Source organism: Streptomyces sp. NBC_00286, from assembly GCF_036173125.1.
In the GTDB taxonomy this organism is placed as follows: Bacteria; Actinomycetota; Actinomycetes; order Streptomycetales; family Streptomycetaceae; genus Streptomyces.
This window is the reverse complement of the sequence record NZ_CP108054.1, coordinates 9,711,178-9,735,346: the sequence shown is the minus strand read 5'-3', so window position 1 is coordinate 9,735,346 and position 24,169 is coordinate 9,711,178. Positions and strand designations below refer to the sequence as shown.

At 72.2% G+C, this 24,169-nt stretch carries 19 protein-coding genes and 1 pseudogene; 2 read left to right on the top strand and 18 right to left on the bottom strand.

Annotated elements, in window-relative coordinates:
- Positions 1 to 471: 471 nt before the first annotated feature.
- From OHT21_RS43930 to OHT21_RS43880, 11 genes are all read right to left on the bottom strand, one after another.
- Positions 472 to 1,506 (bottom strand): glycosyltransferase family 9 protein, encoded by a 1,035-nt coding sequence (locus OHT21_RS43930; RefSeq protein ID WP_328773838.1) that lies wholly within the window; start codon positions 1,504 to 1,506, stop codon positions 472 to 474.
- Positions 1,503 to 2,906 carry a D-glycero-beta-D-manno-heptose 1-phosphate adenylyltransferase gene (gene rfaE2 / locus OHT21_RS43925; RefSeq protein WP_328773837.1) on the bottom strand — a complete coding sequence of 468 codons (1,404 nt, stop codon included), beginning with the start codon at positions 2,904 to 2,906 and terminating at the stop codon, positions 1,503 to 1,505. The genes OHT21_RS43930 and rfaE2 overlap by 4 nt, the downstream gene beginning before the upstream one ends.
- Positions 2,903 to 3,532, bottom strand: a complete 630-nt coding sequence (locus OHT21_RS43920) for a D-sedoheptulose-7-phosphate isomerase (RefSeq protein WP_328773836.1) — start codon at positions 3,530 to 3,532, stop codon at positions 2,903 to 2,905. The genes rfaE2 and OHT21_RS43920 overlap by 4 nt, the downstream gene beginning before the upstream one ends.
- 98 nt (positions 3,533 to 3,630) lie before the next feature.
- Entirely contained in the window at positions 3,631 to 4,899 is a 1,269-nt protein-coding gene (locus tag OHT21_RS43915) for a glycosyltransferase (protein WP_443050598.1), read from the bottom strand.
- Positions 4,896 to 5,861 (bottom strand): glycosyltransferase, encoded by a 966-nt coding sequence (locus OHT21_RS43910; protein ID WP_328773835.1) that lies wholly within the window; start codon positions 5,859 to 5,861, stop codon positions 4,896 to 4,898. Before OHT21_RS43910 ends, OHT21_RS43915 begins: the two co-directional genes overlap by 4 nt.
- The gene (locus OHT21_RS43905; protein WP_328773834.1) at positions 5,858 to 6,949 is read right to left on the bottom strand and encodes a glycosyltransferase family 9 protein; all 1,092 of its coding nucleotides are present in this window, start codon (positions 6,947 to 6,949) and stop codon (positions 5,858 to 5,860) included. Before OHT21_RS43905 ends, OHT21_RS43910 begins: the two co-directional genes overlap by 4 nt.
- Complete coding sequence (locus OHT21_RS43900) at positions 6,946 to 7,635, bottom strand: D-glycero-alpha-D-manno-heptose-1,7-bisphosphate 7-phosphatase (protein WP_328773833.1); 690 nt, start codon at positions 7,633 to 7,635, stop codon at positions 6,946 to 6,948. The genes OHT21_RS43905 and OHT21_RS43900 overlap by 4 nt, the downstream gene beginning before the upstream one ends.
- Complete coding sequence (locus OHT21_RS43895; protein ID WP_328773832.1) at positions 7,632 to 8,717, bottom strand: glycosyltransferase family 2 protein; 1,086 nt, start codon at positions 8,715 to 8,717, stop codon at positions 7,632 to 7,634. The genes OHT21_RS43900 and OHT21_RS43895 overlap by 4 nt, the downstream gene beginning before the upstream one ends.
- Positions 8,714 to 10,381, bottom strand: coding sequence for a carbamoyltransferase family protein (locus OHT21_RS43890; protein WP_328773831.1), 1,668 nt, complete (start codon positions 10,379 to 10,381; stop codon positions 8,714 to 8,716). Before OHT21_RS43890 ends, OHT21_RS43895 begins: the two co-directional genes overlap by 4 nt.
- Before the next feature lie 90 nt (positions 10,382 to 10,471).
- Positions 10,472 to 11,446 (bottom strand): UDP-glucuronic acid decarboxylase family protein, encoded by a 975-nt coding sequence (locus OHT21_RS43885; protein WP_328773830.1) that lies wholly within the window; start codon positions 11,444 to 11,446, stop codon positions 10,472 to 10,474.
- 491 nt (positions 11,447 to 11,937) lie between these two features.
- Entirely contained in the window at positions 11,938 to 12,465 is a 528-nt protein-coding gene (locus OHT21_RS43880) for a hypothetical protein (RefSeq protein ID WP_328773829.1), read from the bottom strand.
- Positions 12,466 to 12,812: 347 nt separating this feature from the next.
- On the opposite strand from OHT21_RS43880, the gene OHT21_RS43875 reads away from it, so the two are divergent.
- Positions 12,813 to 14,891: a SpoIIE family protein phosphatase gene (locus OHT21_RS43875; RefSeq protein WP_328773828.1), complete on the top strand. Its 2,079-nt coding sequence runs from the start codon at positions 12,813 to 12,815 to the stop codon at positions 14,889 to 14,891.
- 310 nt (positions 14,892 to 15,201) lie between these two features.
- Here the strand turns inward: OHT21_RS43875 and OHT21_RS43870 are convergent.
- The 4 genes and pseudogenes from OHT21_RS43870 to OHT21_RS43855 form a co-directional block, all read right to left on the bottom strand.
- A pseudogene (locus tag OHT21_RS43870) lies at positions 15,202 to 15,446 on the bottom strand (zinc ribbon domain-containing protein); the annotation flags it as partial.
- 256 nt (positions 15,447 to 15,702) lie between these two features.
- Positions 15,703 to 15,930 carry a muconolactone Delta-isomerase gene (locus tag OHT21_RS43865; protein ID WP_443050596.1) on the bottom strand — a complete coding sequence of 76 codons (228 nt, stop codon included), beginning with the start codon at positions 15,928 to 15,930 and terminating at the stop codon, positions 15,703 to 15,705.
- 76 nt (positions 15,931 to 16,006) lie between these two features.
- Complete coding sequence (gene catA / locus OHT21_RS43860) at positions 16,007 to 16,885, bottom strand: catechol 1,2-dioxygenase (protein WP_328773827.1); 879 nt, start codon at positions 16,883 to 16,885, stop codon at positions 16,007 to 16,009.
- A 47-nt stretch (positions 16,886 to 16,932) separates the two neighbouring features.
- Positions 16,933 to 17,133, bottom strand: coding sequence for a hypothetical protein (locus OHT21_RS43855; protein ID WP_328773826.1), 201 nt, complete (start codon positions 17,131 to 17,133; stop codon positions 16,933 to 16,935).
- Positions 17,134 to 17,330: 197 nt separating this feature from the next.
- Here OHT21_RS43855 and OHT21_RS43850 point away from each other — a divergent pair, with 197 nt between their 5' ends.
- Positions 17,331 to 19,799, top strand: coding sequence for a SpoIIE family protein phosphatase (locus OHT21_RS43850; protein WP_328773825.1), 2,469 nt, complete (start codon positions 17,331 to 17,333; stop codon positions 19,797 to 19,799).
- Positions 19,800 to 19,808: 9 nt separating this feature from the next.
- On the opposite strand, the gene OHT21_RS43845 is transcribed toward OHT21_RS43850, so the two are convergent.
- From OHT21_RS43845 to OHT21_RS43835, 3 genes are all read right to left on the bottom strand, one after another.
- Entirely contained in the window at positions 19,809 to 20,372 is a 564-nt protein-coding gene (locus OHT21_RS43845) for a DUF2637 domain-containing protein (RefSeq protein WP_328773824.1), read from the bottom strand.
- 224 nt (positions 20,373 to 20,596) lie between these two features.
- On the bottom strand, positions 20,597 to 21,865 hold the full coding sequence (locus OHT21_RS43840; protein WP_328773823.1) for an LCP family protein: 1,269 nt from the start codon (positions 21,863 to 21,865) through the stop codon (positions 20,597 to 20,599).
- Positions 21,866 to 21,894: 29 nt separating this feature from the next.
- Positions 21,895 to 23,973 (bottom strand): glycosyltransferase, encoded by a 2,079-nt coding sequence (locus OHT21_RS43835; protein WP_443050593.1) that lies wholly within the window; start codon positions 23,971 to 23,973, stop codon positions 21,895 to 21,897.
- Positions 23,974 to 24,169: the final 196 nt, after the last annotated feature.

The following is a 24,169-nucleotide window of genomic DNA, read 5'->3' as shown; positions in this document are numbered from 1 at the left end:
AGTCTTCCCGGACGCGACGGAGACCGGTGTCCGGCTGTCCGCCCGGCCGGCACGGTGTGCGGCGCGTCCCGGGCTGAACACCGCCGCCTGAGCCTCCCCGGACGCGACCGAGACCAGTGTCCCGGCTGTCCGCCCGGCCGGCACGGTGTGCGGCGCCGCCCGGGCTGAACACCGCCGCCTGAGCCTCCCCGGACGCGACCGAGACCAGTGTCCCGGCTGTCCGCCCGGCGTGCGGACAGCCACGGCCTGCGTTCCGCTGCCGGTCCCGCCCGGGGTGGTACTGGTGACCAGTTGGTCGTCGCCCCAGGTCAGCGGCTGGGTCGCGGGGTCGAAGCTCTAGCCGGTGACGCGGCCACGGGATGCTCGGCGTCACGCTCGGCTCGCCGCAGAGGTGAAGGTCTCATGGTGGCGGGTGTGCCGGCCGTGCAGTGGGGGGCGTCGCCGTGCGTGGACCAGGGTTCAGTACGAGTTCTACGGCAACGGCGGTAGGCCCTGCGCCGTCGTCGTCCGCTCGTACGACGGGTCCGTGTCAGGCTCCGGCAATTCGCGTACCGCCTCGACGACTTCGTCGACCGTGATCCGCAAGAGCCGTTCGTCCGGGTGCCGGCCGTGCGCGTCCCCGGGGCGGGGCGAGTCGTCGGTCCCGGGATGCCACAGCACCCGGTGCCGTGGGTCGGCGGGCGGTCCCCACAGGCGAGGGGCGACCGGGCCGAACAGGACGACGGACGGAGTGCCGAGCGCCGTGGCCAGATGGGCGAGCCCGGTGTCGCCGACCACCACGCAGCGGGCGCGTGCAACCAGCGCGGCCAGCTGATCGAACGGCACATCGCGGGCGCCCCCCAGCACCGCGGCGGGCGGCAGCTCCGCCTCCGTTGCCACGAAGCGCGCCAGGGCCCCCTCGCCACCGCCCGCGGTCACGACGACCTCGTGACCGCCGCGGTGCAGCTCCCGCGCCACGGCCGCGAACCGTTCCTTGGGCCAGCGGCGGGCGGCGGCGTCGGCTCCGGGGTGGACGACGATGGCGCCGGGGGCCGGGGAGGGGGTCGTGGGCGGCGGGATGCGCAGGTCAGCGGGGTCCGCCTTGATGCCGTACCAGCGGAGGAGCCGGCACCAGCGTTCCCGTTCGTGTTCGTCGGGCTGCCAGGCGGGGCCGGAGAGGTCGGACATCTGCGGGTGCGCGTACGCGAAGAGCCGTCCGGGCCGCAGCCGACGGAGCAGCTGATGGCTCTGAGGGCCGTTGCCGTGCAGGTCCACGGCGAGGTCGGGCGGGGGCCCGTCCCAGGCCAGGTCCGCGGGCACCGCCCGGCCGGGGCCGGAGGCCGGCAGCAGGCGGTCCACCAGTCCGGTGGCCGCCGCCGGCTCGGCCAGCCGCTCGGGGGCGGCCAAGACGATCTCGTGACCGGGCAAGTGACGTCGCAGCGCCCGCAGGGCGGGCACCGCGGTCAGCAGATCGCCCAGTCCCAGCGCGCGCAGCACCAGCACCCGAAGCCTCGTCCCGGAGCTCACGGCCGTGGCATCCGCACAGGCACGGCCGCCCGCGCGGCCCGGCGGGCCAGCAGCGTGGTGGAGCGGCCGTCGAGGTAGGGCAGGACGAGCGCCTGGCCGCCCCAGGTGCGTAGCACCTCCGCCTCGGGCAGGTCCTGGACGGAGTAGTCGCCGCCCTTTACCCACACGTCGGGCTTCAGGCGGCTCAGCAATGCTTCGGGAGTGTCCTCCTCGAAGACCGCTACGGCGTCGACGCTGCCGAGGGCGGCGAGGACCCGTACGCGGTCCGGCTCCGGGGTGAGGGGGCGGCCCGGGCCCTTGCGGCGGGCTAGGGACGCGTCGGAGTTGAGGCACACGATGAGGCAGTCGCCGATTCGCCGGGCGCTTTCCAGGAGGCCGACGTGGCCGGCGTGCAGGAGGTCGAAGCAGCCGCCGGTGGCGACCACCGTGCCGCCGCGTGCCCGGACGCGTTCGGCGACGGCGAAGGCGTCGGTGGCGGGCGCGTCCTCGGGACGGGACGCGGAGTCCGTGCGCCACAGTGCCGGGTTTCCGGCGCCGCCCGCCGACACGAACGCGGCGGCTTCGGCGACCGCCCGCTGTACGGCCTCCTCCGGGAGGGCCCCGTCCGCGAGAGCCGCGGCCGTGGTCGCGGCGAAGCAGTCGCCCGCGCCGCAGGGGTCGCCGGTGGCCCGGTACGGCGCTGGGACGAGCATCGGCGTGCGGGTGCCGGGCCTCGTCAGCAGCACACCGCGTTCCCCGAGGGTCACGGCGACGCCCGCCGCCTGCCAGTGGGCCGCGAGTTCCGCGCCTCGCTCGGCGTACGCGCGCAGGGATTCGTCGCCGCCGGGGCGCAGGGCTTGTGCCTCCGCCGCGTTCGGGGTGACGAGCCGGGCTCCGGGCACCGGCGTGTCGCCCTTGGGGTGGGGGTCCCAGACCAGGGGTGTGCGGGGGGCGACCGCGGCGAGATGGGCTCTTACGGCGGTCGCTGTGTGGCGTCCGTAGTCGGCGACGAGTACGGCGTGAGCGTGGGCCAGCGCGTCCCGTACCGCGTCGTCCGGCTCGCCGGGCGTGCCGCCGCCCCGGTCGATGCGCACCACGGGACGGCCGCTGGCCAGGACGCGGGTCTTGACCGGCAGGGTGCCGTCGAGGGGGAGCTCCAGCAGGTTGACCCGGCCGCGCAGGTCACGGCGTACGGCTTCGCTGGCCGGGTCGTCGCCGAGGGCGGTCACCAAGGTCACTTCGCGACCGCCCCGGGCCGCCAGTGCGGCGGCGAGGCCCGCTCCGCCGGGGTGGCGCCGGTCGCCGGTGACGTCGACGACGGGGGTGGCGGGGGCGTCCGGGGACAGCCGGGTGGCGGTGCCTTCGATGTCCTCGTCGAGCAGGACGTCTCCGACGACCACGAGGGGTTTCGGTTCGTTCACGATGCCCTCCGGTGGGCGGCGACCGTGCTGGGGGCGGGTGCGAGCGCCGCGTCGAAAGACTCGCAGAGGAGGTGTACGGCGACGAGGTGGGCCTCCTGCACGGTCGCCGTGCTGTCGGCGTCGATGCACAGGGCCTCGTCGGCGGCCTCCGCGAGCGGGTTCGGCCGCGGCCCCGTCATCGCCCAGACGCGCAGCCCTGCCGTACGGCCCGTCACGGCGGCTCTGATCAGGTGGGGGCTGCGGCCGGACGTGGACAAGAGCAGGAGGACATCTCCGGGGCGGCCGTGGGCGGACACCTGCCGGGCGAAGACGTGCTCGAACCCGTAGTCGTTGCCGATGGCGGTCACGCTGGACGTCTCCGCGTGCAGGGCGATGGCCGAATAGCCGGGCCGCTCCTGCCGGTACCGTCCCACCAGCTCGGCGGTCAGATGCTGGGCCTGTGCGGCACTGCCGCCGTTGCCCGCGGCCAGCAGCCGGCCGCCGGCGGGCAGGGCGGCGGCGAGCCGGCCGCCCCACTCCGCGACCCGGCCGAGACCGTCCCGGCGGAACCGGCCGAGCGCCTGCTGCAGTGACCGGCAGTGCAGATGCGCGGCATCGAGTGCGGGGGACGCTGCGAATTCCGTCATGCTGATCGGGCGTACCGCGTCGTGGAGGACGACGGCCGGACCCGCACCTCCTTCGTGCGACGGTGCTGCGGGCGGTCGGATCGGGGCGAGTACGGGTGTCAGACCACCCCCGTCACGGCGGGCGCGGCGTCGAGCACCGAGCAGTACGCGGCCTCGGTGGCCGCCGCGACCCGCGACCAGCCGTACCGGCTCAGTACGCGGCGCCGGCCGGCGGCCCCACAGGCCTCGCGCATCGCCGGGTCGGCGAGGAGCTGCCCGGTCGCGCGAGCGAGGGCCTCGGGATCGTGGGGCGGTACGAGGCGTCCGGTGCCCGGATCGGCGACGGTGTCCAGCTGCCCGCCCACGGCGCTGGCGACGACCGGCTTCGCGCAGGCCATCGCCTCCAGCGGCACGATGCCGAACGGCTCGTAGTCCGCGGGGCACAGCACCACATCGGCGGCCCGCAGCAGCGGCGGCACGTCATCGCTGGACACCCCTCCGGTGAAGCGGACGCGGTGGGCGACTCCGCCCGCGCGGGCGATCTCGCGCAGCCGGCGCACCTCGGGGTCGGTATCGAGCCGGTCCGGCGTGGGGCCGCCGACCACGACGAGTTCCGTGTCGGGCAGCCGGGTCAGCGCGGCGATGGAGACGGCGGCTCCCTTGCGTGGGACGAGGCGGCCCAGCTGGAGCAGTTGGTGGCGGTACGGGCCGCGCTCGGCGACCGGCCCTCGGGGCGTGAAGCGGTCGGTGTCGACGCCGCACGGCACGATGGTGATCCGCTCGGCGGGTATGCCCATCCGCTCCAGTTCGACGACCTCGTCGCGGCAGGTGGCGAGCACCCGGTTGCAGCCGAGGCCCACCTCCGTCTCCCAGGCGATCCGGGTGGGCGGGCTCGTGTCGGCGTCCTGCTGGTGGCGTCGCTTGACCGTGCCGAGCGCGTGGTACGTGTGCAGCATCGGCAGCCGCAGCCGGTGTGCCGCCCACAGGGAGGCGAGGCCCGACATCCAGAAGTGCGAGTGCACCAGGTCGGGCGGCCGGTCCCGCCAGGTCTTGGCGAGGTGGCGGCCGAAGGCGCCCATGTGGGGCAGCAGTTCGTCCTTGGGGATCGGCTCCGGCGGCCCCGCGGGTACATGGTGCACTTCGACGCCTTCGCGCAGCGGCACCCGGTCGGGCAGGTCGGGCGAGTCGCGCCGGGTGTGGACGGTGACGTGGTGGCCGCGGTCGGCGAGTGCGCTCGCGAGGCAGGCGACGTGTACGTTCTGGCCACCCGCGTCGACGCCGCCGAGTACGGCGAGGGGGCTCGCGTGCTCGGAGACGAGGGCGATGTCCATGGTGTCGGGGCCGAGCGGGCCGGGGGACGTGTCGGTGGGTGTGCTGACGTAGGTCATGCGCGCGCCTCCGTCATCACGCGCTCCCAGTCGTCCAGGAAACGCTTGAGCCCGTACCGTCCGAGAGCCGCCTGGCGGGCCCGTGCGCCGTCCTCGGCCGCGGCGGCGGGGTTCTCCATGTAGTGGCGTACGGCCCGGGCGAGCACGTCGGGGCGGGTGGACAGGGTGCCCGCGACGGGCGGCACCGCCTCGACGGCCTCGGTGGTGGCGAGGGCGACGACGGGCATGCCCAGGTGCATGGCCTCCAGCAGGGAGAGGCCGAGGGACGTCCAGCGCACCGGGTGCAGATAGCAGCGGCGCTCCGCGAGGGCCGCGTGCAGCTCGCTCTGGGGCAGATCGGCGGTGCGGCAGCGGTCGGGTGGGATGCCGAGATGCTCGGCGAGGCCTTCGGTACGCATGCCGAAGACATCCAGCGGTGCCGCCTCGGACAAGGCGGGGAGGAGGTCCGTACCGGTGTAACGGCCGCGCCGCACCGGCTCGTTGACGACGACGGCCGCGCGGGCGAGCCGGCCGGTGTACTGATGTCCCGGGTCGACGATGCCGTGCTCGATCACCTCGGTACGGGTGGAGCCGCAGTCCCAGAACAGCCGGTTGAAGTGGGTGACGTGGACCAGGGTCAGGTCGTCCCGGTCGGCGAACGGGTGCCGGGTGCGGGGGACGTCGCCGTCCGGTGCGTTGTGTTCCAGGTACACGGCTGGGATGTCCCGCCCGGGGCGGCGTCCGCCGAGCCACTGCTCGGCGAGTCGCAGCTCGTGCGGCCGTTGAAGAACGACCAGGTCCACTGGCGTGTCGCGCAGTTCCTCGGGGGTCGCTTCATGTACCGCGGGGGGCCAGGAGTACGTACGGGCGCGGCCGAGGCCGTCCGGGTCGCGGGCCGGTGTGACGGGAACGAGGTATGTGTGCGGGCCCTGGACGAAGGCCGTCGTCCAGGATCCGTGCACATGCCACAACAGGATGTTCATACGGTCGCTCCTCGTTCCGTTTCGGAGCCGCCGCCCTCGCGGGGCGGCTCCGCGTCGGCCTCCGTGCGGTCCTCGTCGAGCGCCGCCACGGCGGCGAGCACCTCGGCGTCGCCGATCCCGTCGAGGCAGGGGTGCCCCGGCAGCGGGCAGTGGCGGGCCCTGCTGTCCGCGCACGGCGCGTCCTGATCGCCGAGCAGTACATGCGGCACGCCGTACGGGGCCCAGCGCTCCGCCGGAACCACCGGCGCGAACAGGGAGACCACCGGCGTCCCGACCGCGGCGGCGAGATGCGCGGGCCCGGTGTTCCCGGTCACCGCCACCCGCGCCCCGGCCAGTACGCCCGCCAGCTCCCGCAGATCGGTGGCCCCGCCGAGATCCAGCGCGTGGCGTCCGGCGACCTGCGCGGTCAGGTCCCGCTCCGCGCGCCCACCGGTGACCACGACCCGGTATCCCTCGGCGGCGAGGGCGGCGACGGCCCGGGCCGCCCGGGCGGGACTCCATGCACGGGCCGGTACGGCGGCTCCGGGATGCAGCACCACGTACGGCTCGGGTCCGGTGAGGTGCGTGGTGTCGGGCGGTGCCTCGATACACAACGCCCCGTCGTCGCCGGGCGGCAGGGAGAACCCGGCGTCCCGGGCCAGGTCGAGCGCCGCGAGCGCTTCGTGCCGGTGGGGCAGCCTGCGATGCCGCAGATCGAGCAGGGCTCCCGGGTAGTCCTCGCTGTCGGCCGCCGTCCAGCCGACTCCGGCCAGCTTCAGCAGCAGCGCGATCGGCAACGGACTCTGGTGATACGAGGCAAGCACGAGAGCCCGGTCGAAACGGCGCGCCGACAGCGTGTCCAGCAGCCGGCGCGTCTCCGCGCGCGACACCGGCGCCGGTTCGAACCCGACCCAGGGAGCGTCGTACGTCAGTACCTCGTCCACCCCCGGCAGCAGCCGCCCCGCCTGCACTCCCTGGGGCCCGCACAAGAGGGCGGTGTACGAGGACCCGGCCGCAACGGCACGCACGGCGGGCCCGGCGAGCAGCACGTCACCGGCGCTGTCGAGCCGCACGACGAGGGTGCGGGGAAGGGGGCGGGAGCTGGTCATTGCGCCTTCCCTGCGGTACGGCCGACGTGGTGGGCGCCGGACGGTGCATGGTCCGGGCAGGCTGCGTACGTGCCGTCACCCGGGTGCGCGGGCGTCGTCCCGTCGAGCCCCAGGCCCAACACCAGCCGCACCGCCGCAAGCAGGTCCGGAGCCGTGGACTCAGCGGCCTCGATCTCCTCGGGGCGGGTCACTGGCGTCGGTACCAGTACGCGGTGGGCTCCCGCTGCGTGGGCGGCGGTCATGTCAGCGCCGATGTCGCCGATGACGATGGTGTGTTCGGTGGGGACGCCGAGGCGGTCGCAGGCGGCCAGGATCAGGCCCGGTGCCGGTTTGCGGCAGGCGCAGCCGTCGTCGGGGCCGTGTGGGCAGATTGCCCAGACAGCGAATGGGCCTAGGAGGTCGTCCACGCGGTGGCGTACGGCCTCGACTTGACGGTACGTCAGCAAGTCGCGGGCCACGCCCGACTGGTTGCTGACGACCCCGGTCGGGATGCCCAGGGCGCGTACCGACTCGACCGCATCCCGCGCGGTGGGCATCGGCTCGACCCGTGCAGGGTCGCCGTTGTAAGGCACGTCTGCCACCAGCGTGCCGTCCCGGTCGAAGAGGATCGCCGCTGGGAGGGCGCCGTCGGCCTCCCCCCGTGACGGCGGGGCCGCCGGTCCGTCGAAGAGCCACGGGCCGGTCATGGGCGCACCCGTTCCTGGGCCGGCTCCCGCGGTGTGCGCGGCGGTTCGGCGGACTCGTACGGGCGCAGCGGTGGCGTCGCGCGGTGCCGCACCTGCCCGCGCAGCCAGTGCCAGGTGGCGGCTGGCGGTATGAGCACGCTGGTCAGGGTCATGGTGACGAGCTCGTCGCGGGTCCGCGGGCCCGGGCCGATCCGGGCCAGGGCGAACTCGGCGGTCCCGGCCAGCCAGGCGGCGCCGCTGGCTAGAGCGGCGCGGTGCCTGCCGGCGAGGGCGCAGGAGACGGCCGCGACGGCCGCTCCCGTCACCGCCAGGTGCCGTGGCCGTCGGCCCCGTGGGGCATCCGCGCGGCTCCACCAGTCGCGGCCGTGCCGCCGGGTCATCAGTACGTCGTCGGCGTTGCCCGCCTGGTGCCGTACGGAGATCCAGCGGTCGGCCGGACGTACCGGGTGGGTCGTGGTGCGGGCCCCGGCGGTCAGCGTCCAGCCCGCCGCGAGTACCCGCAGGGCCAGGTCCGCGTCCTCCCTGAAGGCGCGCCGGAACCGTTCGTCGAATCCGCCGACGGCCTCCAGCGCTTCGCGCCGGTACGCCATGTCGGCGGTGATCCAGCGCGCGGTGGCGAGCCCGGCGGTGTTGCGTTCCCAGTCCGTGGGCCTGCGGTCGGTCGGCAGCGGGACGCGGATGCGGGCGGTGATCCCGGCGGTCCGGTAGGTCGCTCCGGCGAGGTCGAGGGCCAGGTCGTCACCCCAGGTGGGGCCGGGCACCACGTCGTCGTCGAGGAAGACGATCCAGGGCCCGCGGCCCGCCGCCCGCCACCCCGTGTTGCGGGCGGCGGCCGGTCCGCGGGCGCGGCCCCGTACGACGGTGGTGACCGAACGCAGCGACACCGGGACGTCGGCCGAGAGGGGTGCGCCGCCGGTCCGCGGGCGGTCGTCGACGAGAACCACGCGCACCGGCCGCGGGCCACCCGCTTCGGCGAGCGCGCGCAGACACGCGGACAGACTGGGCCGCCCCAGGGTGGGGATCACGACGGCGTACGAGGCGTCGTCCGCCACCGCCCCCTCTCCGTCTCCGTACGCCGTCATCGCTCGCCCCCTTCAGCCGGGCCGGAGCGGAAGAAGGCCTCGCGCCGGATCGCGTACGGCCCGATGGCCAGGAGGTCGACGGGCGAGGAGCCGAAGCACTCCAGTGCGTCGCGCGGGTCGTCGACCATCGGCCGGCCCGCCGTGTTGAGGCTGGTGTTGACCAGCACGGGCAGACCGGTGAGCCGCTCGAACTCGCCGAGCATGCGGGCCACCAGCGGCTCCCGGGCGGGATCTACGGTCTGGATGCGGGCGGTTCCGTCGACGTGCACGACGGCCGGGATGCGCTCGCGCCAAGGCTCGGCCACATCGTGGACGAAGAGCATGTACGGGCTCGGCAGCGGCCCGTCGAAGATCTCGGCGGCCCGGTCGGCGAGCACCATCGGCGCGACCGGCCGGAACTGCTCGCGTCCCTTGACGTCGTTGAGCCGCTCCAGATTGCCCGCATGGCCGGGGTGGGCGAGCAGCGAGCGGTGTCCGAGCGCCCTGGGGCCGTACTCGGAGCGCCCCTGGAACCAGGCGACGATCTGGTTGTCGGCCACGGCGCGGGCCACGGTCGCCGCGATGTCGGGCGGCCGGTCGAACGGCACGGCGGCCGTCTTCAGCCAGGCGCCGAGTTCCGCGTCCGTCCAGTCCCGTCCCAGGTCGGCCCCGAACATGGGGTCCGGCTCGTCCCCGCCGTCCGCGGCGAGCAGCAGCGCGCCGCCCAGCGCCGTACCGGCGTCACCGGCCGCGGGCTGCACCCACACCCGGGAGAACGGGCCCTCGCGGGCGATCCGCGTGTTGGCGACGCAGTTGAGGGCGACGCCTCCGGCGAGGGTGAGTGTGCTGTGGTGCGTCTTGCCGTGCAGCCAGCGGACGAGGTCGAGCAGGGTCTCCTCCAGTACGGCCTGGGCACTGGCGGCCGTATCGGCGTGGTCCTGTGTCCAGGGCTCGTCGGGGGCGCGGGGTGCGCACAGTTCGTGCCAGGGCACGGCGGTGGCGTGGAATCCGCCGTCGCCCGTGGGATACACATGGCGCCGCAGCTCGGGCAGCATGCGCGGGGTGCCGTGTGAGGCGAGGGCCATCACCTTGAACTCGTCGGAGGAGCGCAGGAATCCGAGGTGTTCGGTGAGTTCCTCGTAGACGAGTCCGAGGGAGTGCGGGAGTTCCTGGGCGTGCAGGGCTGCCAGCCGGTCCCGTATCCGGTACGCGGCCAGGTGCGAAGCCCGTTCCCCGCGGCCGTCCAGGACGAGTACCGAGGACGGCTCGGCGTCGGGCGCGGCGAAGGCGCTCGACGCGGCATGGGCCATGTGGTGCGGTACGAAGCGGACGATGGCCGGGTCGAGTCCGGGCAGCGCGGTCTTGAGGAAGCCGGGGGCCTCGCGTGCGTACGTCAGCCGCAGATGGTCCCAGGGGTCGTCGAGGCCCATGGATTCAGCGGGCCGGGCGAGTTCCGGGTCGAAGGAGTAGGCGACGGCGTCGAGGTCCTGCGGGCGCAGCCCGGCCCGTTTCAGGCACCAGGCGGCAGCCTTCTCCGGCAGTTCCCAGGCGGAGAACGGCACCGGCCGCTTCCCGTGTTTGCGCCGGGAGAACCGCTCCTCCTCCGCGGCGGCGACGGTCCTGCCGTCGATCACGAGGGCGGCGGCGGGGTCGTGGAGGAGTGCGTTGATTCCGAGGATGCGCATGGGTCGAGTCCCGGGTCGTTCGGCGGGTCGGGGCGAAGGCGGCGCCGCGTTTTACGGGGGGCGGTGGGAGGGCGTTCGCTGTGCGCCGGTTCAGTGGCCGGAGGTCGCGGTCGCCCGTTCGCGGAACCAGGCGATGGTGCGGCGCAGGCCTTCTTCGGCGCTCACCCTCGGTTCCCAGGCGAGCTTGTCGCGGGCCAGTGTGATGTCCGGGCAGCGCACGGCGGGGTCGTCGGTGGGGCGTCCGATGAAGCTGATCTGGGAGCGGGATCCGGTGAGTTCGATGATGAGCCGGGCCAGCTCGAGCATGGTGATCTCGGTGGGGTTGCCGAGGTTGACCGGGCCGCGCATACCGTGTGCCGCCGCGGCGAGGATGCCGCGCACGGTGTCGTCGACGTAGCACAGCGAGCGGGTCTGGCGTCCGTCTCCGGTGACGGTGAGGGGTACGCCGTCCAGCGCCTGCCGTACGAAGGTGGGAACCGCGCGGCCGTCGTGACCGCGCATCCTCGGGCCGTACGTGTTGAACAGCCGCACGATGCCGGTGTCGGTGCCGTGCGTCTCGGCGTGCGCGGTGGTCAGCGCCTCACCGAACCGTTTGGCCTCGTCGTACACGCTGCGCGGTCCGACCGGGTTCACGTTGCCCCAGTACCGCTCGTCCTGGGGGTGCTGCTGCGGGTCGCCGTAGATCTCGGAGGTGGACGCGAGGAGGAAGCGGGCTCCGCTGGCGTGGGCGAGCTCCAGGGCGTTGCGGGTGCCGAGGCTGCCGGTCTCCATGGTGTGCAGGGGCAGCCGGAGGTAGTCGGCGGGGGACGCCGGGGAGGCGAAGTGCAGTACGAGATCGGGGGGCCGCTCGACGGTGAGTCCCTCGGAGACGTTGGCTCGCACGAGGGTGAAACCGGGACGGTCGAGCAGCGCGGCCACGTTCTCGGGCCGGCCGGTGCTGAAGTCGTCCACGCAGGTCACCGCCGTGCCGGAGTCCAGCAGAGCGCTGCACAGGTGCGAACCGACGAAGCCCGCGCCGCCGGTGACGACGGCATGGTCCCAGTTCCGGGCGAGATCGGTGCTCATGTAGATCTCCTCTGTAGGCGACGGCGTATCGCCCCCCGGTCCTTCGCCTCCGGGCTCCTGACGTGGCCGAAGGCCGTCGAGCTCTCGATCAGCGTCCGCCGCGGGGGCGTCACGGGCTCGGTGGTGTACTGCATTCGGGTGACGCACGGAGAGCGACGGCCGAGTCCCGGCGCCGGTCGGACGGTCCACCCCCCGCGCTGTCACAGCGAGGTCGATGGACTGTGGGCTGCCGTCGTCGGAGCCGGAGACGGACGCATTGGCTGCCGGGCCGCGCGTCACCGACTCGGGGTCGAGCGAAGGGCAAGCGGCGTGGGCAGGGGCCCTGAGCGCGGTCCTCTGCGCCTCCCGTCAGCCGGAGGACCGTTCGCCGTCTTCGCGCACGGCCTGCGGCTCGCGGCATCGATTCGCTTGGTGCTCGACATGCCACACCGAGTCCCCAACTGCCCCAGGAGCATGCCTGCCCTCGGGCAGTCGGTGCATCTACGACTGTTTCAGGCGCTCAGCGCTTGCCCGGGCCGCAGTCGGTCGAGGAGGTCCGCGTGGTGCAGCTCGGCTATCGGCGCGAGGAGGTCGGGGTGGCGCAGCAGCGCTGCCGCGCGCCGGTCGCGGTCGTCGGGTGCGGTCAGGCGGCGGAACTCGGCCGGAGCCGAGGCCGTGTGGCTGGAGTCGGCGAGCGCGGTCACCGCCTGCCCGGCCAGCTGCGGGTCGGTGAGCAGGCAGGCCGCCCAGCTGGCCACGACCTCGTCCACCCAGGTCCGCCACGCGTACCCGTCCGCGTCGTCGGCCGCGGCCCCCTCCGCTCCCGTGATCCAGTCGAGCCGGCCGGAGCCTCCGGGTCCCGCGACGCCGACGAGCGCGGCGTCCATCGGTGTCGGATAGCGCAGCCACGCCGCGACGGTCACGGCCTGCCGGGCTTGCGCCTCGCAGAGCGCGGCGTCCAGCGCACCGCCGCCCGGCGGATACGCACACGTCAGCCACTGAGCGGTCGCCGCTATGACCGGGGAGAGTTCTGCGTGCACGGGCCGTCCGCAATCACCGGGGGTGGGGAGCAGAACGGTAGCCCGCCGCTCGCCGGGGAGAAATGGCCCAGGTCACGAAAGTCACGTCGGCTCCCCCACATCGCGGGCCCGAAGCGTCATCACGCCGGGGCGGCGGATCGTGGCGTATGCGGTGATCTGCTACGAGGCGTCGCCGGTCCGGCCGTGATCTCCCTTGCTCTCCCGGCGTCTTCGCCGGACAGCCGGTGCTGTGTTGAGGGATGGTGGAGAAAGACGAAGGTGATGCCGGAGGACAGCGTGGCCGCGATAAGAGTGGGACAGTCGGCGCGTGGAACGGTGTGCCGCGAGGACCTGAGGCGGTGCGAGGGATGAGCGCAGCCGGATCTCCCGTGACCGAGGGTGAGGAGCCCGTTCGCGGACCGGTGCAGCCGAGCGGGCTGCTCGATGTGCTGGGCGTGGCCTCGGTGGTGCTGGACACCAAGGGGCGCGTCGTGCTGTGGAGCCCGCAGGCCGAGGAGCTGTTCGGCTACACGGCGCAGGAGGCGCTCGGCGAATACGCGGCCAGGCTGATGGTCCACGAGCAGCACGCCGATCTGGTCGTCAAACTCTTCGCCGACGTGATGCTCACCGGTGAGGGCTGGGCCGGCGCCTTCCCCGTACGCCGCAAGGACGGCACCACGCGGCTGGTCGAGTTCCGCAATATGCGGCTCCTGGACGACCGCGGTGCCGTGTACGCCCTCGGTCTCGCCGCCGATCAGGAGACCGTGCGCCGGCTTGAGCGGGACGTGGCGCTGTCCGCGCGGATCGTCTCGCAGTCGCCGATCGGCCTGGCCGTCCTGGACACCGATCTGCGGTACGTGTCGGTCAACCCGGCGCTGGAGCGCATCAACGGCGTCCCCGCCAAGGAGCACATCGGCCGGACGGTCCCCGAGGTCCTGCCGTCCGTCGACGCCGGCGCCCTGGAGGCCGCGGCGCGCCAGGTGCTGGCCACCGGCGTCCCGCTCGTCGAGCAGCACACCGTCGGCCGTACCCCGGCCGATCCGGACGAGGACCACGCCTGGTCGATCTCGTTCTACCGGCTGGAGGACGCCCTCGGCACGGTGCTGGGAGTGGCCACGTCCGTCGTGGACGTCACCGAGCGGCACCGGGCGAACATCGAGGCCGAGGCCGCGCGACGGCGCCTGGCCGTCATCGCCGACGCCACGACCCGTATCGGCACCACACTCGAACTGGACCGTACCGCCCATGAGTTGGCCGATGTCGCCGTGCCGGAACTCGCCGACGTCGCGGCCGTGGATCTGCTCGAAGCGGTGATGGAGGGCCGCCCCAGCGTTCTCCGGCCCGCTCAGCCGGCGGTGATCCGCGCGCTGGCCGTCCAGGCGGACCATGTCAGCGAAGCGCTCGGGGCGGCCGACCCCGCCGGGCAGGTCGCCCGCTATGAGCCGGACCGGCTCGTCACTCAGTGCGTACGGACGGGTGTGCCGGTCCTGGTGGCGCGGGTGGAGGACAAAGACCTGGTCCGCATAGCCCGCGATCCGGAGTCGGCGGCGCTTCAGGCGCGGGCTGGCGTCCATTCGTATCTGGCGGTGCCGCTGATCGCGCGCGGCGAAGTGCTCGGGGCCCTGGAGCTCAAACGGACCCGTAACCCGCGACCGTTCAGCGAGGACGACCTGCTGCTCGCGCGGGAGCTGGCCGCGCGTGCGGCGGTGCAGATCGACAACGCCCGCTGGTACCAGAACGCCCGCAACACCGCCGTCACCCTGCAGCGCAGCCTGCTGCCCAGCCATCCGCCCGAGACGACCGGGCTCGAGGTCGCCTCCCGCTACCAGCCCGCGGGTGCGGTCGGTGAGGTCGGCGGCGACTGGTTCGACGTGCTCCCCCTGGACGGCGGAAAGACCGCGCTGGTCGTGGGTGACGTGATGGGCAGCGGCATCAACGCCGCCGCGACGATGGGCCGGCTGCGGACCGCGACGAGCACCCTGGCCGGGCTCGATCTGGATCCGGCCCGGCTCCTCGAGCACCTCGACAAGATCACCGAGGGCCTGGACCACTACATCGCGACCTGTGTGTACGCCGTGCACGATCCCCATAAGGGGCAGTGCAGTTTCGCCAACGCCGGGCACCTGCCGCCCGCGCTGGTCCGGGCCGGCCACGACCCGAAGCTGCTGGAACTGCCCACCGGGGCACCGCTGGGCGTGGGCGGTGTGCCCTTCTCGACGACCACCGTCGACCTCGAGCCCGGCGACCAGCTGGTGTTCTACACGGACGGTCTCGTCGAGACCCGCCAGCACAGCCTCGACGAACGCCTCGACACGCTCCTCAATCTCCTCGACGACCCCGCCCGCCCCCTGGAAGACGTCTGCGACCTCCTCCTGAGCACCCTGCACCACCCCGACAACCACGACGACGTGGCCCTGCTCATCGCCCGCGCCCAGGAGCAGACGTAACGGTTCGCCTGGCTTCAACACCCGTGGCGTAAAGGGGCGTTGACAGTGTCCGGCGATCCGGGTCACGGTGATGATTCGTCGTGCCGGGAGGTCGTCGTCCATGGCTGTGTCGTCCGCACCTCGTCCCACCGCACCTCGCAGCGATGCCGAACTCGTGGAACGCGTACGGGCGTTACGGCCCCTCATCCGCGAGCACGCCCTGCGCACCGAACAGGAAAGGCGGGTGACGAGTTAAGTCCGTCGGGGCGCTGACGGACGGAGGCCGGGATCCACCGGTTGACTTCCTTCTCCTCGTGAACGAGGGGGAGTCCTACGGCTCGCGCCGTGGGGTTTTCTGCTTCACCGCCGACTGCCCGCCCGGAGTTCTCCGTTGAGGTCTTACACCAGCTCCACAGACTGTCGCCGCCAGCCCGGCGGCCAGAAGGTTGTTGCTGCGTTCACATCCCGGTCATGGGCCGTACCACAGCTGTCGCACGTCCAGGTGCGGACGCCCAACGGCATCTTGTCCTGCAAGGTGCCGCAGGCGGAGCACAGCTTGGAGGAGGGGAAGAACCTGCGCCAACGCCGCTACCGAGCTCGAAGCCCTGCTGAGCGGCACAGCGGACTGACGTCCGCAACGCACACTGCACACTTCGCAGCGACGTCAGCCGTAGAGCCGCCGCGTCGTTGAGCAGGGCGACGTCGCGGCGTGCCCAGAATCGGGTTGGCGTGGATGTTACGGGCGACCTCGTGGACGGTGAGGTCCCACTGCTGGTCCAGGGTCAGCTCGGGGAGAAGTTCGGTGACGTCGGGGCCGATGAGGTGGCCATCATCACGCCCCGGCCTCACCGGCGGCAAGGTCGGACGGGTGCTGAGCCAGCGGTGTCACGTCGACCTTCATGTAAGGGAAGAGGGGGAGGTTCCACAGGACGCGGTGCAGCGCCTCGTTGTCGGTGACGTCGAAGACGCTGATGTTCGCGTAGTGCCCGACACACCGCCAGATGTGCACCCACTCCCCCGACTTCTGCAGTTCCTGGCAGTAGGCCTTCTCCCGCGCCAACCAGGTCGGCGCGCACCCCGGGGTCGAGGCCGTGCGGAATCTCGACGTCCATCCGTACCGTGAACAGCACCGGGCCTCACGCCTTATCGAGGACGAAGTCGTACGTGACCTCGTTGCCGTTGCCGTTGCCGATGCCGTTGGCGTCGCCGTCCACAACGGGCGTGGGGGCCAGGACCAGTTCGGGCTTCACGGCCTGCGCGATGTCGTCCCCGACATGGCTGCCGCCCTGGAAATACAGCTGGGTGGTGATGAGTTGGTGGCCCGGCGCCGACACCTTCAAGTGGAGGTGCGCGGGGCGCCACGCGTGCCACCCCGCGGCGGCGATGAGTCTGCCGCAGGAGCCGTCGGTCGGGATCTGGTACGGCGCCGGATGGATAGTGTGGATCTTGAAGTCGCCCTGGTCGTCGGCCACGACGTGGCCGCGCAGGTTCCACTCGGGCAGACCGGGGGCGAACTGCGAGTAGTAGCCGTCGTTGTCGGCGTGCCAGATTTCCACCGTGGCGCCGGAGAGCGGAGTGCCGTCCACGCTCGTCACCTGCCCCTGGAAAAGCAGCGGCGTGCCCTCCTCGCCCTCCCGCATCGGCAGGGTCGCCTCGGCGGGCAGACGCGGAGCGTCAGGGACGTAGTAAGGGCCCTCGATGGTGCCCTTGCTGCCCTCGCGGCTCTCGCTCGTGACCTCCTCCACCACATGCTCGATCCATACGTCCAGGAAGAGCGGCCACTCGCCGTCCTGGCCGACGTGGATCAGCCATGCCTTGAGGGCGTCGTACTCGGCGTAAGTGACCTTGTGGCGGCGGACGACGTCGTGGACGGCGGTGATGAGATCAGTCGCGAGCGTGTCCACGCGCTGGGTGTCGGCGTCGGCCGCGCCCTCGCGCTGCCTGGTGCGGAACTGCTCGGTGGCCGCGGCGCCGGAGGCTGCGGCCGTGGCCTGCTCGGTGATGATGTCGGTCATTGTCCCGTCCTTTGATCTCGGTCTGTCCGGATGTCCGGTGATGTCCGTCAGCGGTCCTGGCGGTAGCGGGCCAGCTTGTCGGGGTCGATGTCGATGCCGAGGCCGGCGCCCTCGCGGATGACCGTACGGAGGTTGTGCTGGGCGGCGTGTTCCAGGAAGGCGGTCTTCAGGAGTGCCAGGCGCCGGTCCCGCAGCGCCTCTTCCGGTAACCGAGGACAGGGGAGGGGCTGCGGATCCGCGCCGCCCATTCCGCCCTACCTGCATGACCGGACCGGCAAACCCCGGGACGGTGTCACCTGCCCGCAGATTTCCGAGGCCTGGCAGTCGGCGTGCCTGCTGCGGCCGGTTGAGCGGGGTGGGCCGCGGCGGGATGCTGGAGGCAGCGCCCGTGACGCGTGACGCAGCGCCGTTCTGGGCCGCGGCAGGGACGAGGTCGGGATACCCCATGGACAACGAGCCCGACACAGGAGCAGGGGGTGCGGCAGCACCCGAGGACTTCGCGGTCGTCATCGACGCCCGCGGGGCAGTCATGGTGTGGAGCGAGGGAGCCGGGCGCCTGCTCGGGTACGAGCCCGAGGACGTGGTGGGCAGGCCGGCGGCCGGCCTGCTCGCCGCGAGGCTGCCCGTCGCGCTGCGGCGCCACCTGGCCGCCAGGGAACCGTGGACGAGTGATCTGACGCTGCGGAACCGGCACGGAGACCGTGTCACCGTGCAGCTCCGGGGCACGCCGCTGGCGGACGCGGAGGGCAGGACCCACTGGGTCGTCACCCCGGCGGAGGTCACGTACGCCGCCGGGCCGACCGAGGCGGGGGCGGGGCAGCTGTGGGACCTCACGCTCGCCCAGCTCCCGTTGCCCGTGGCCGTCTACGACAGTGAGGCGCGGTTCGTCACCTGTAACCAGGTGATGAGCCGTGCCATGGGGCTGAAGCCGGAGGAGATGAGGGGTCTGACGTTGTGGGAGATGTATCCCACCCCGCCCCTGGACGAGATCGACCGCCTTCAGCACCAGGTCGTGCGCACCGGCGAGATGATCTTCCGCGAGGAGCAGCCTTTCCGGGCCTCGGGTGAGGTCCGCGATCACGCGTGGTCGCTCTTCCTCTCCCCGCTGAAGGACCGGGCGGGCGAGGTGCTGGGGATGTCGGCGTTGGTGATCGACATCACCGAGCAGTACTGGGCCCGACGTCGCCTCGCCGTGCTGAACGACGCCAGCGTGCGCATCGGCAGCACCCTGGACGTGACCCGGACTGCCGAGGAACTGGCCGAGGTGGCCGTGGCGGGGTTCGCCGACTTCGTCACCGTCGACCTGCTGGAGTCGGTCGTCCAGGGACACGAGCCGCAACCGATACCCCCCGCCACGCCGGTCGTCTTCCGCCGTACCGCGCAACGGTCGGTGCTCCGGGGGTGCCCGGAATCCGTGGTCCCGGCGGGCGACGTCGATGTCTACCCTCCTGGCTCGCCACCGGCGCAGGCGCTGAACACCGGCCGGGGCGCCTTCTACCGTGTGGGCGACCCGCCGCTGCGCGAGTGGTCGGCGGCCTCCCCGGCCCGGGCCGAGAGCATCAGGAGATTCAAGATCCATTCGGTGATGATGGTGCCGCTGCGCGCCCGGGGAGTCACCTTGGGTGTGATGCACCTCCTGCGGCACCGCACCGCGGATCCCTTCGTCCAGGACGATCTGACGCTCGCCGAGGAGATCGCCGCCAGGGCGGCCTTGAGCATCGACAACGCCCGCCGCTACACACGCGAGCACCGGACCGCCCTCACACTCCAACGCAGCCTGCTGCCCGAGCGGCTGCCACGAGCGGAGGCGGCGGATCTCGCCTACCGGTACCTCCCCGCCGGTTCAGGGGGCGAGGTCGGCGGAGACTGGTTCGACGTCATCGCACTGTCCGGGGGACGGGTCGCGCTGGTGGTGGGCGACGTCGTGGGCCACGGCGTGCACGCCGCGGCCACGATGGGCCGTCTGCGCACCGCCGTACGCACCCTCGCCGACGCCGATTTCACACCCGACGAGCTGCTCACCCGGCTGGACGACCTGGTCATCCGCCTCGACCGGGAGGAGGGGCCGGACATGCGTGGGCAGGCGGAGGAGGCTTCCGGAGAAGTCGGTGCCACCTGCCTCTACGCCGTCTACGACCCCGTCGCAGGCCGCTGTGACCTGGCACGGGCAGGGCACCCGCCGCCCGTGCTGGTAACCCCCGACGGCACCGCACAAGTCCTGGACCTGCCCGTCGGGCCACCGCTCGGCCTGGGTGGACTGCCCTTCGAGACCGCCCGGATCGACATGGGCGAGGGCAGCCTGCTCGCCCTCTACACCGACGGCCTGATCGAGGCCCCCGGCCGCGACATCGATGTCGGACTCGAGCTGCTGAGTGAAGCGCTGCGCCGCCCGGCCGCCGACCTGGAGGGAACCTGCGACGAAGTGCTGCGCAAGGTACGGCCCGACCCCTCTGCCGACGACATCGTCCTGCTCCTGGCCCGCACCTCCACACTCGGCGCCGGCCAGGTACACACCTGGCCGCTGCCCATGGATCCCGCGGCCGTCGCCGGGGCCCGCAAGGTGGCGGCCGAGCAGCTGGACGCCTGGGGGCTGGCCGAGCTCGAGTTCGCCACCGAGCTGATCGTCAGCGAGCTGGTCACCAACGCCATCCGTTACGGCAACGACCCCGTCCAGCTGCGGCTCATCCGCGCCGACGCACTCATCTGCGAAGTCTCCGACGGCAGCAGCACAGCCCCGCACCTGCGGCGGGCCCGCGTCTTCGACGAGGGCGGACGCGGACTGCTGCTCGTCGCCCAGGTCGCCGAGCGCTGGGGCAGCCGCCAGACCTCCGTCGGCAAGACGATCTGGGCCGAACAGCCCCTGCCGGACGAGCGTGCGCGCGAGCGCGACAGCCGGCACCCTGCGAGAGGCTGATCTTGTGCTTTATGGGCTGGGCCGTTTAAAGCTCGATTGGTCGGGCCGTTTGACAGTGGTGCCGCGCGTCGGTGGCGGGGGGCGGGTCGCCGGATCCTCGCCTTCCTGCCGATGGTCACTTTTCGCACGGCTACTTCGCTCCCACAGATGTGTGACTGCGTCGCTCGGCCGATCGATCGGGCGGTGCACAAGGAGTTCCACCGACAGCAGCAGCGCGACCGGCGGCCAGCACCGGTTTCCACTCCAGAGCAGGCGCCGCCGCGATATTGGCCGCCAGGGACACCGCGATCCCCAGCAGAAAGGCGGACCACACAGCGCCCCGCGCACGGCGTGTGCGGGATCGTAAGGCCTCAACAGGCCGACCGTCGCCAGGAGCAAAAGGCCATCCACGGACAGCGGCCACAACGAAGCGCTGACCCCATCCGCTCCGCCTTGGAGAGCGAACTCCCGCTGGTGCACATACGAGGCGTAGGCCGCAACGCCTGCTACTGCGAGAGCGCACAGAGGCCGGATCCATGTATCGAGATCGAAGCCCCGGCTCCCGCCGTCCGGCGGCCCCGTGGCATCACTCATCGAAGCCACCGCCAGACACCCGCCCCAGTGCACAACGCGTGCACACTTCCGCGGGAACTCCCAGGAACTCGCAGAGCAGAAGCGGGATGCGCCCCGACACGGCAAAAGGCCCCGACCAGGCCATAAGACCAGGTCAGAGCCCAGATGGCAGACGAGTCAGGCTGTACGCCGGGTCCTGTCCGGGCTGGATGCCGGTACGCCGTTCCTGTAACGGGCCACAGGGCTCACTGCCCCTGCTGCTGGACGGTCACCGGCTGGTCCTCCCGCAGTTGTGCGAACAGCTGGCGTGCCTGGCGCATGTCCCACTTCACGGCGACGCCCTGGGGTGACCTGAATGCCGGGTCGGCGACGGGGACGTTGATCTGGCGCCCGTTGCCCGCCGTGACCTTGCGCATCGCCTGGAACAGTTCCACGAGATCCGGCAGGTTGGTGTCCTTGTCCACGATGAGGGTGTCGAGGCCGGCGTCGGCGGTCGGTAAGACCCTGCTCGGGTTGAGGAGCGTCTGGCGGTTGACGGCCTTCTTGGCGAGCGCGGCGAGGAACTTCTGCTGGTTCTGGGTGCGGCCGAGGTCGCCCTGGGCTTCCTGCTTGCGCTGCCGTACGAACGCCAGTGCCTCGGCGCCGTTCAGGGTCTGGCAGCCTTTCTGCAGGTTCGCGCCCGAGTCCTTGTCCTTGATGGCGCGGTCCAGGCACATGTCGACGCCGCCGACCGCGTCCACGATGCCGACGAAGCCCGCGAAGCCGATCTCCGCGTAGTGGTCGATGTGCAGGCCGGTGTTGCGTTCGATGGTCTGCACGAGCAGTTCGGGGCCGCCCAGGGAGAACGACGCGTTCAGCTTGTTCGGCCCGCGGTAGTTCTGGCCGTTCTCGGGGCGGACGAACGACGGGAGGGTCACCCATGAGTCGCGTGGCAGGCTCATCATCGTGGTGCCGTTCGCGCCGGTGTGCAGCAGGATCATCGAGTCCGTGCGGCGGCCCTCGGTCGAGCCGGCCCGCAGATCCTGCCTGGCCTGCTCGGACAGACCCTCGCGGCTGTCCGAGCCAACGATCAGATAGTTGGTCCCCTTGCCCCGCGCGGGGCGCTCCGGGAGCGCGCCCAGGTCGACCTCCTTGGTGAGCTCGGTGTCGGCCCACACGTACGCGCCAAGAGGAGAGACGAGCAGGACGGCGAGCCCGACGATCGCCACCCGCACGGTCCGCTTACGCCGGGCGGGGCGGCGCCTGGTGGGTCTGCCGCCGCTGTCGGGGACCCTGCCTCTGCGGGATCTGGCGCGATGCCGGTGGGGCTGGTGCTCGGCGTCCATACGGCCCGCTCCGGCGGACGACGGCATACCGGGCAGGGGCGCGGTGCGCCACGGGGGCGGGGCCGGGCTTCCGTCCGTCACTGGCGCCCGGTCGCCCCGCGCCAGGTCCGGCCGGGCGCTCCCGTCCCAGCCGGCGTCTCTCCATCCACCCCCGTCGTTGTCCGGCAGACGGTCAGTCCACTCGCTCATCGGTCTGTCCAGTCCTCACGCCATCTCGCTCACCTCGTGGTCAGGCTCTTATACGAGTCGGCGCCGCCGATCTGTTCAGCGGCCGAGCCGGAACGCCGCATGCGATGCCATTTGAGCCGGCTGCCGAACAGCAGGGCGACCATGGACTGGATGACGACCAGGTACGTCAGCTGCCGGTACACGAAGAGCTGGAACGGCATCGACCACAGGGCCCGCACCTTCTCGCCGTCGAGCTTCAACGCGTAGTGGGCGCAGACCAGTTGGGCGCCCACGAAGCTGAACCACACGGCGGCCGCCAGCCAGGAGTCGAGGAACAGCACCGCGTACAGGGCGAACACGTCGATGACCGGGGCGAGCAGCGGAAGGAGGACCTGGAACAGTGCGATGTAGGTGAGTCCGCGGCGGCCGAAGCGCCCGGACACTCCCCGGTCCAGGACGGCACCGCGGTGCTTCCACATGGCCTGGATCGTGCCGTAGCACCAGCGGTAGCGCTGTCGCCACAACTGGCCCAGCGAGGTGGGCACTTCGGTCCAGGCGACGGCGGACTCCTCGTAGAGCACCCGCCAGCCCGCCCGCCACAGCGCCATCGTGAGGTCGGTGTCCTCGGCGAGGGTGTCCTCGCTGACTCCGCCGACACTCACCAGCGCGTCCCGGCGGTAGGCGCCGATGGCTCCGGGGACCGTGGTCATGCACTCCAGGACCTCGAACATCCGGCGGTCGAGGTTGAAGCCGAAGCAGTACTCCAGGTGCTGCCACTTCGCCAGCAGGCGGCGCCGGTTGCCGACCTTGGCGTTGCCGCTGACGGCGCCGACGGCGGGGTGGGCCAGCGACTGGATGAGCCGGCCGATGGCGTCCGGTTCGAAGACGGTGTCGGCGTCGACCATGACCACGATGTCGTGCCGTGTGTGTGCGAGCCCGGTGTTGAGGGCGGCCGCCTTGCCCTCGTTCACCTTGCGGATCACCTGCACGCGCGGATCGCCGATCCCCTCGGCGATGTCCGCCGTGCGGTCCGTCGAGCCGTCGTCGATCACGATGATCTGCAACTGCCGGTGGGTGGACGCCAGCAGGGACAGGACGGTGGACTCGATGCCGGCCTCTTCGTTGTACGCGGGAACCAGCACCGTGACCGGTTCGGTGACCTCCGGCAGCCAGGGCGCGCCGGGGCGGGAGCTCTCGAGCCGGCGGACGTGTTTCCGGGCGAAGTAGGCGAGCAGCGCGAGGCGCAGCAGTCCGAGGGTGCCCGCGATGCCGAGTACCCAGGCCATGGCGCTGGAGAAGGCGTCCCCGAGCTTGGTCACCCAGGTCAGGAAGGTGCCCTGCCAGCGCTCGGCGGTGCTCACCGGCTCGTACGGGTCGAGGCGCATCCCGGCCGACACAGTCGTGAAGCGGTCCACGTTCCTGTTCTTCAGGAGCTTCTTCGTCTCCCCGTAGGCGAGCGACGTCTGGCTGAACTGCCGGACCAGGCCCTGCCTCGCCTTCCGGGTCTCCGGGTCGGCGGCGACCACGACGTAACCCCGTTCGGCGGCCTTCTGTGCCGCCTGCCACTCGCGGCCGCACAGCGTGTCCGGCGTGGTGGTCCGCGGCAGCCGCAGCAGCTTGGGGCGTTGGCCCGCGGTGCTCGCCAACGCGCTCTCGGTCAGGTCGAGTTCAGCGGAGAAGCGGGTGGGCGACGACTCGCCCATGACGGCGCCGGTGTACGTGTTCGAGGCGATCTCATGGCCCTCGGCGCGGATCCGCCGCACCAGCTCGGGATAGCGCGCGGCATCGGTGCCGAAGACGAAGAAGGTGGCGCGTGCCCGGTACTGCCGCAGCAGGTCGAGGAAGCGCGGGGTCCAGACGGGGTTGGGGCCGCCGTCGAAGGTCAGGGCCACGGTGCGGGCGGGCATCCTGGCGGTCTGGACGCCACCCCGGTTGATGCCGATGACGGGTCCGCCGCGGGCGACGGCGTCCGGTGCGGGCGCGGTGCAGGGTGTGCGAGTCTTCGCCTCGTCGACCTCGTGGCTGGTCCAGCCCTGGAAGAACAGGACCGCGGCCATCAAGGGCAGGACGAGGAGGAGTAACCACCAATGGCCACGCGGGTCGCGGGACTGCTTGTGGCGCGCCGTCAAGAGACGTCAGCTCCCTTCGCGACGTCCCGGACCTCTCTTCCTCTCTCCGCACGGGGTGGGCGGCTGGACGGTTTCTTCCGCTGACTGGTGGGGGTGGCCTCGCACATGGTGGGCGAGTGTAGCCACAGGCCCCGGTTGGATGGCCATAACACCGGTCGCCTCGTGTGGAGACGTACCGCACACGTAGGTTGGGGCG

Coding starts and splice junctions, on each gene's coding strand:
- OHT21_RS43920 (WP_328773836.1), bottom strand. CDS start 3,532: ATGACGGAATTCGCAGCGTCCCCCGCACTCGATGCCGCGCATCTGCAC.
- OHT21_RS43915 (WP_443050598.1), bottom strand. CDS start 4,899: ATGACCTACGTCAGCACACCCACCGACACGTCCCCCGGCCCGCTCGGC.
- OHT21_RS43840 (WP_328773823.1), bottom strand. CDS start 21,865: ATGAGCGAGTGGACTGACCGTCTGCCGGACAACGACGGGGGTGGATGG.
- OHT21_RS43875 (WP_328773828.1), top strand. CDS start 12,813: ATGAGCGCAGCCGGATCTCCCGTGACCGAGGGTGAGGAGCCCGTTCGC.
- catA (WP_328773827.1), bottom strand. CDS start 16,885: ATGACCGACATCATCACCGAGCAGGCCACGGCCGCAGCCTCCGGCGCC.
- OHT21_RS43855 (WP_328773826.1), bottom strand. CDS start 17,133: ATGGGCGGCGCGGATCCGCAGCCCCTCCCCTGTCCTCGGTTACCGGAA.
- OHT21_RS43890 (WP_328773831.1), bottom strand. CDS start 10,381: ATGCGCATCCTCGGAATCAACGCACTCCTCCACGACCCCGCCGCCGCC.
- OHT21_RS43885 (WP_328773830.1), bottom strand. CDS start 11,446: ATGAGCACCGATCTCGCCCGGAACTGGGACCATGCCGTCGTCACCGGC.
- OHT21_RS43895 (WP_328773832.1), bottom strand. CDS start 8,717: ATGACGGCGTACGGAGACGGAGAGGGGGCGGTGGCGGACGACGCCTCG.
- OHT21_RS43905 (WP_328773834.1), bottom strand. CDS start 6,949: ATGACCAGCTCCCGCCCCCTTCCCCGCACCCTCGTCGTGCGGCTCGAC.
- OHT21_RS43910 (WP_328773835.1), bottom strand. CDS start 5,861: ATGAACATCCTGTTGTGGCATGTGCACGGATCCTGGACGACGGCCTTC.
- OHT21_RS43845 (WP_328773824.1), bottom strand. CDS start 20,372: ATGAGTGATGCCACGGGGCCGCCGGACGGCGGGAGCCGGGGCTTCGAT.
- OHT21_RS43850 (WP_328773825.1), top strand. CDS start 17,331: ATGGACAACGAGCCCGACACAGGAGCAGGGGGTGCGGCAGCACCCGAG.
- OHT21_RS43900 (WP_328773833.1), bottom strand. CDS start 7,635: ATGACCGGCCCGTGGCTCTTCGACGGACCGGCGGCCCCGCCGTCACGG.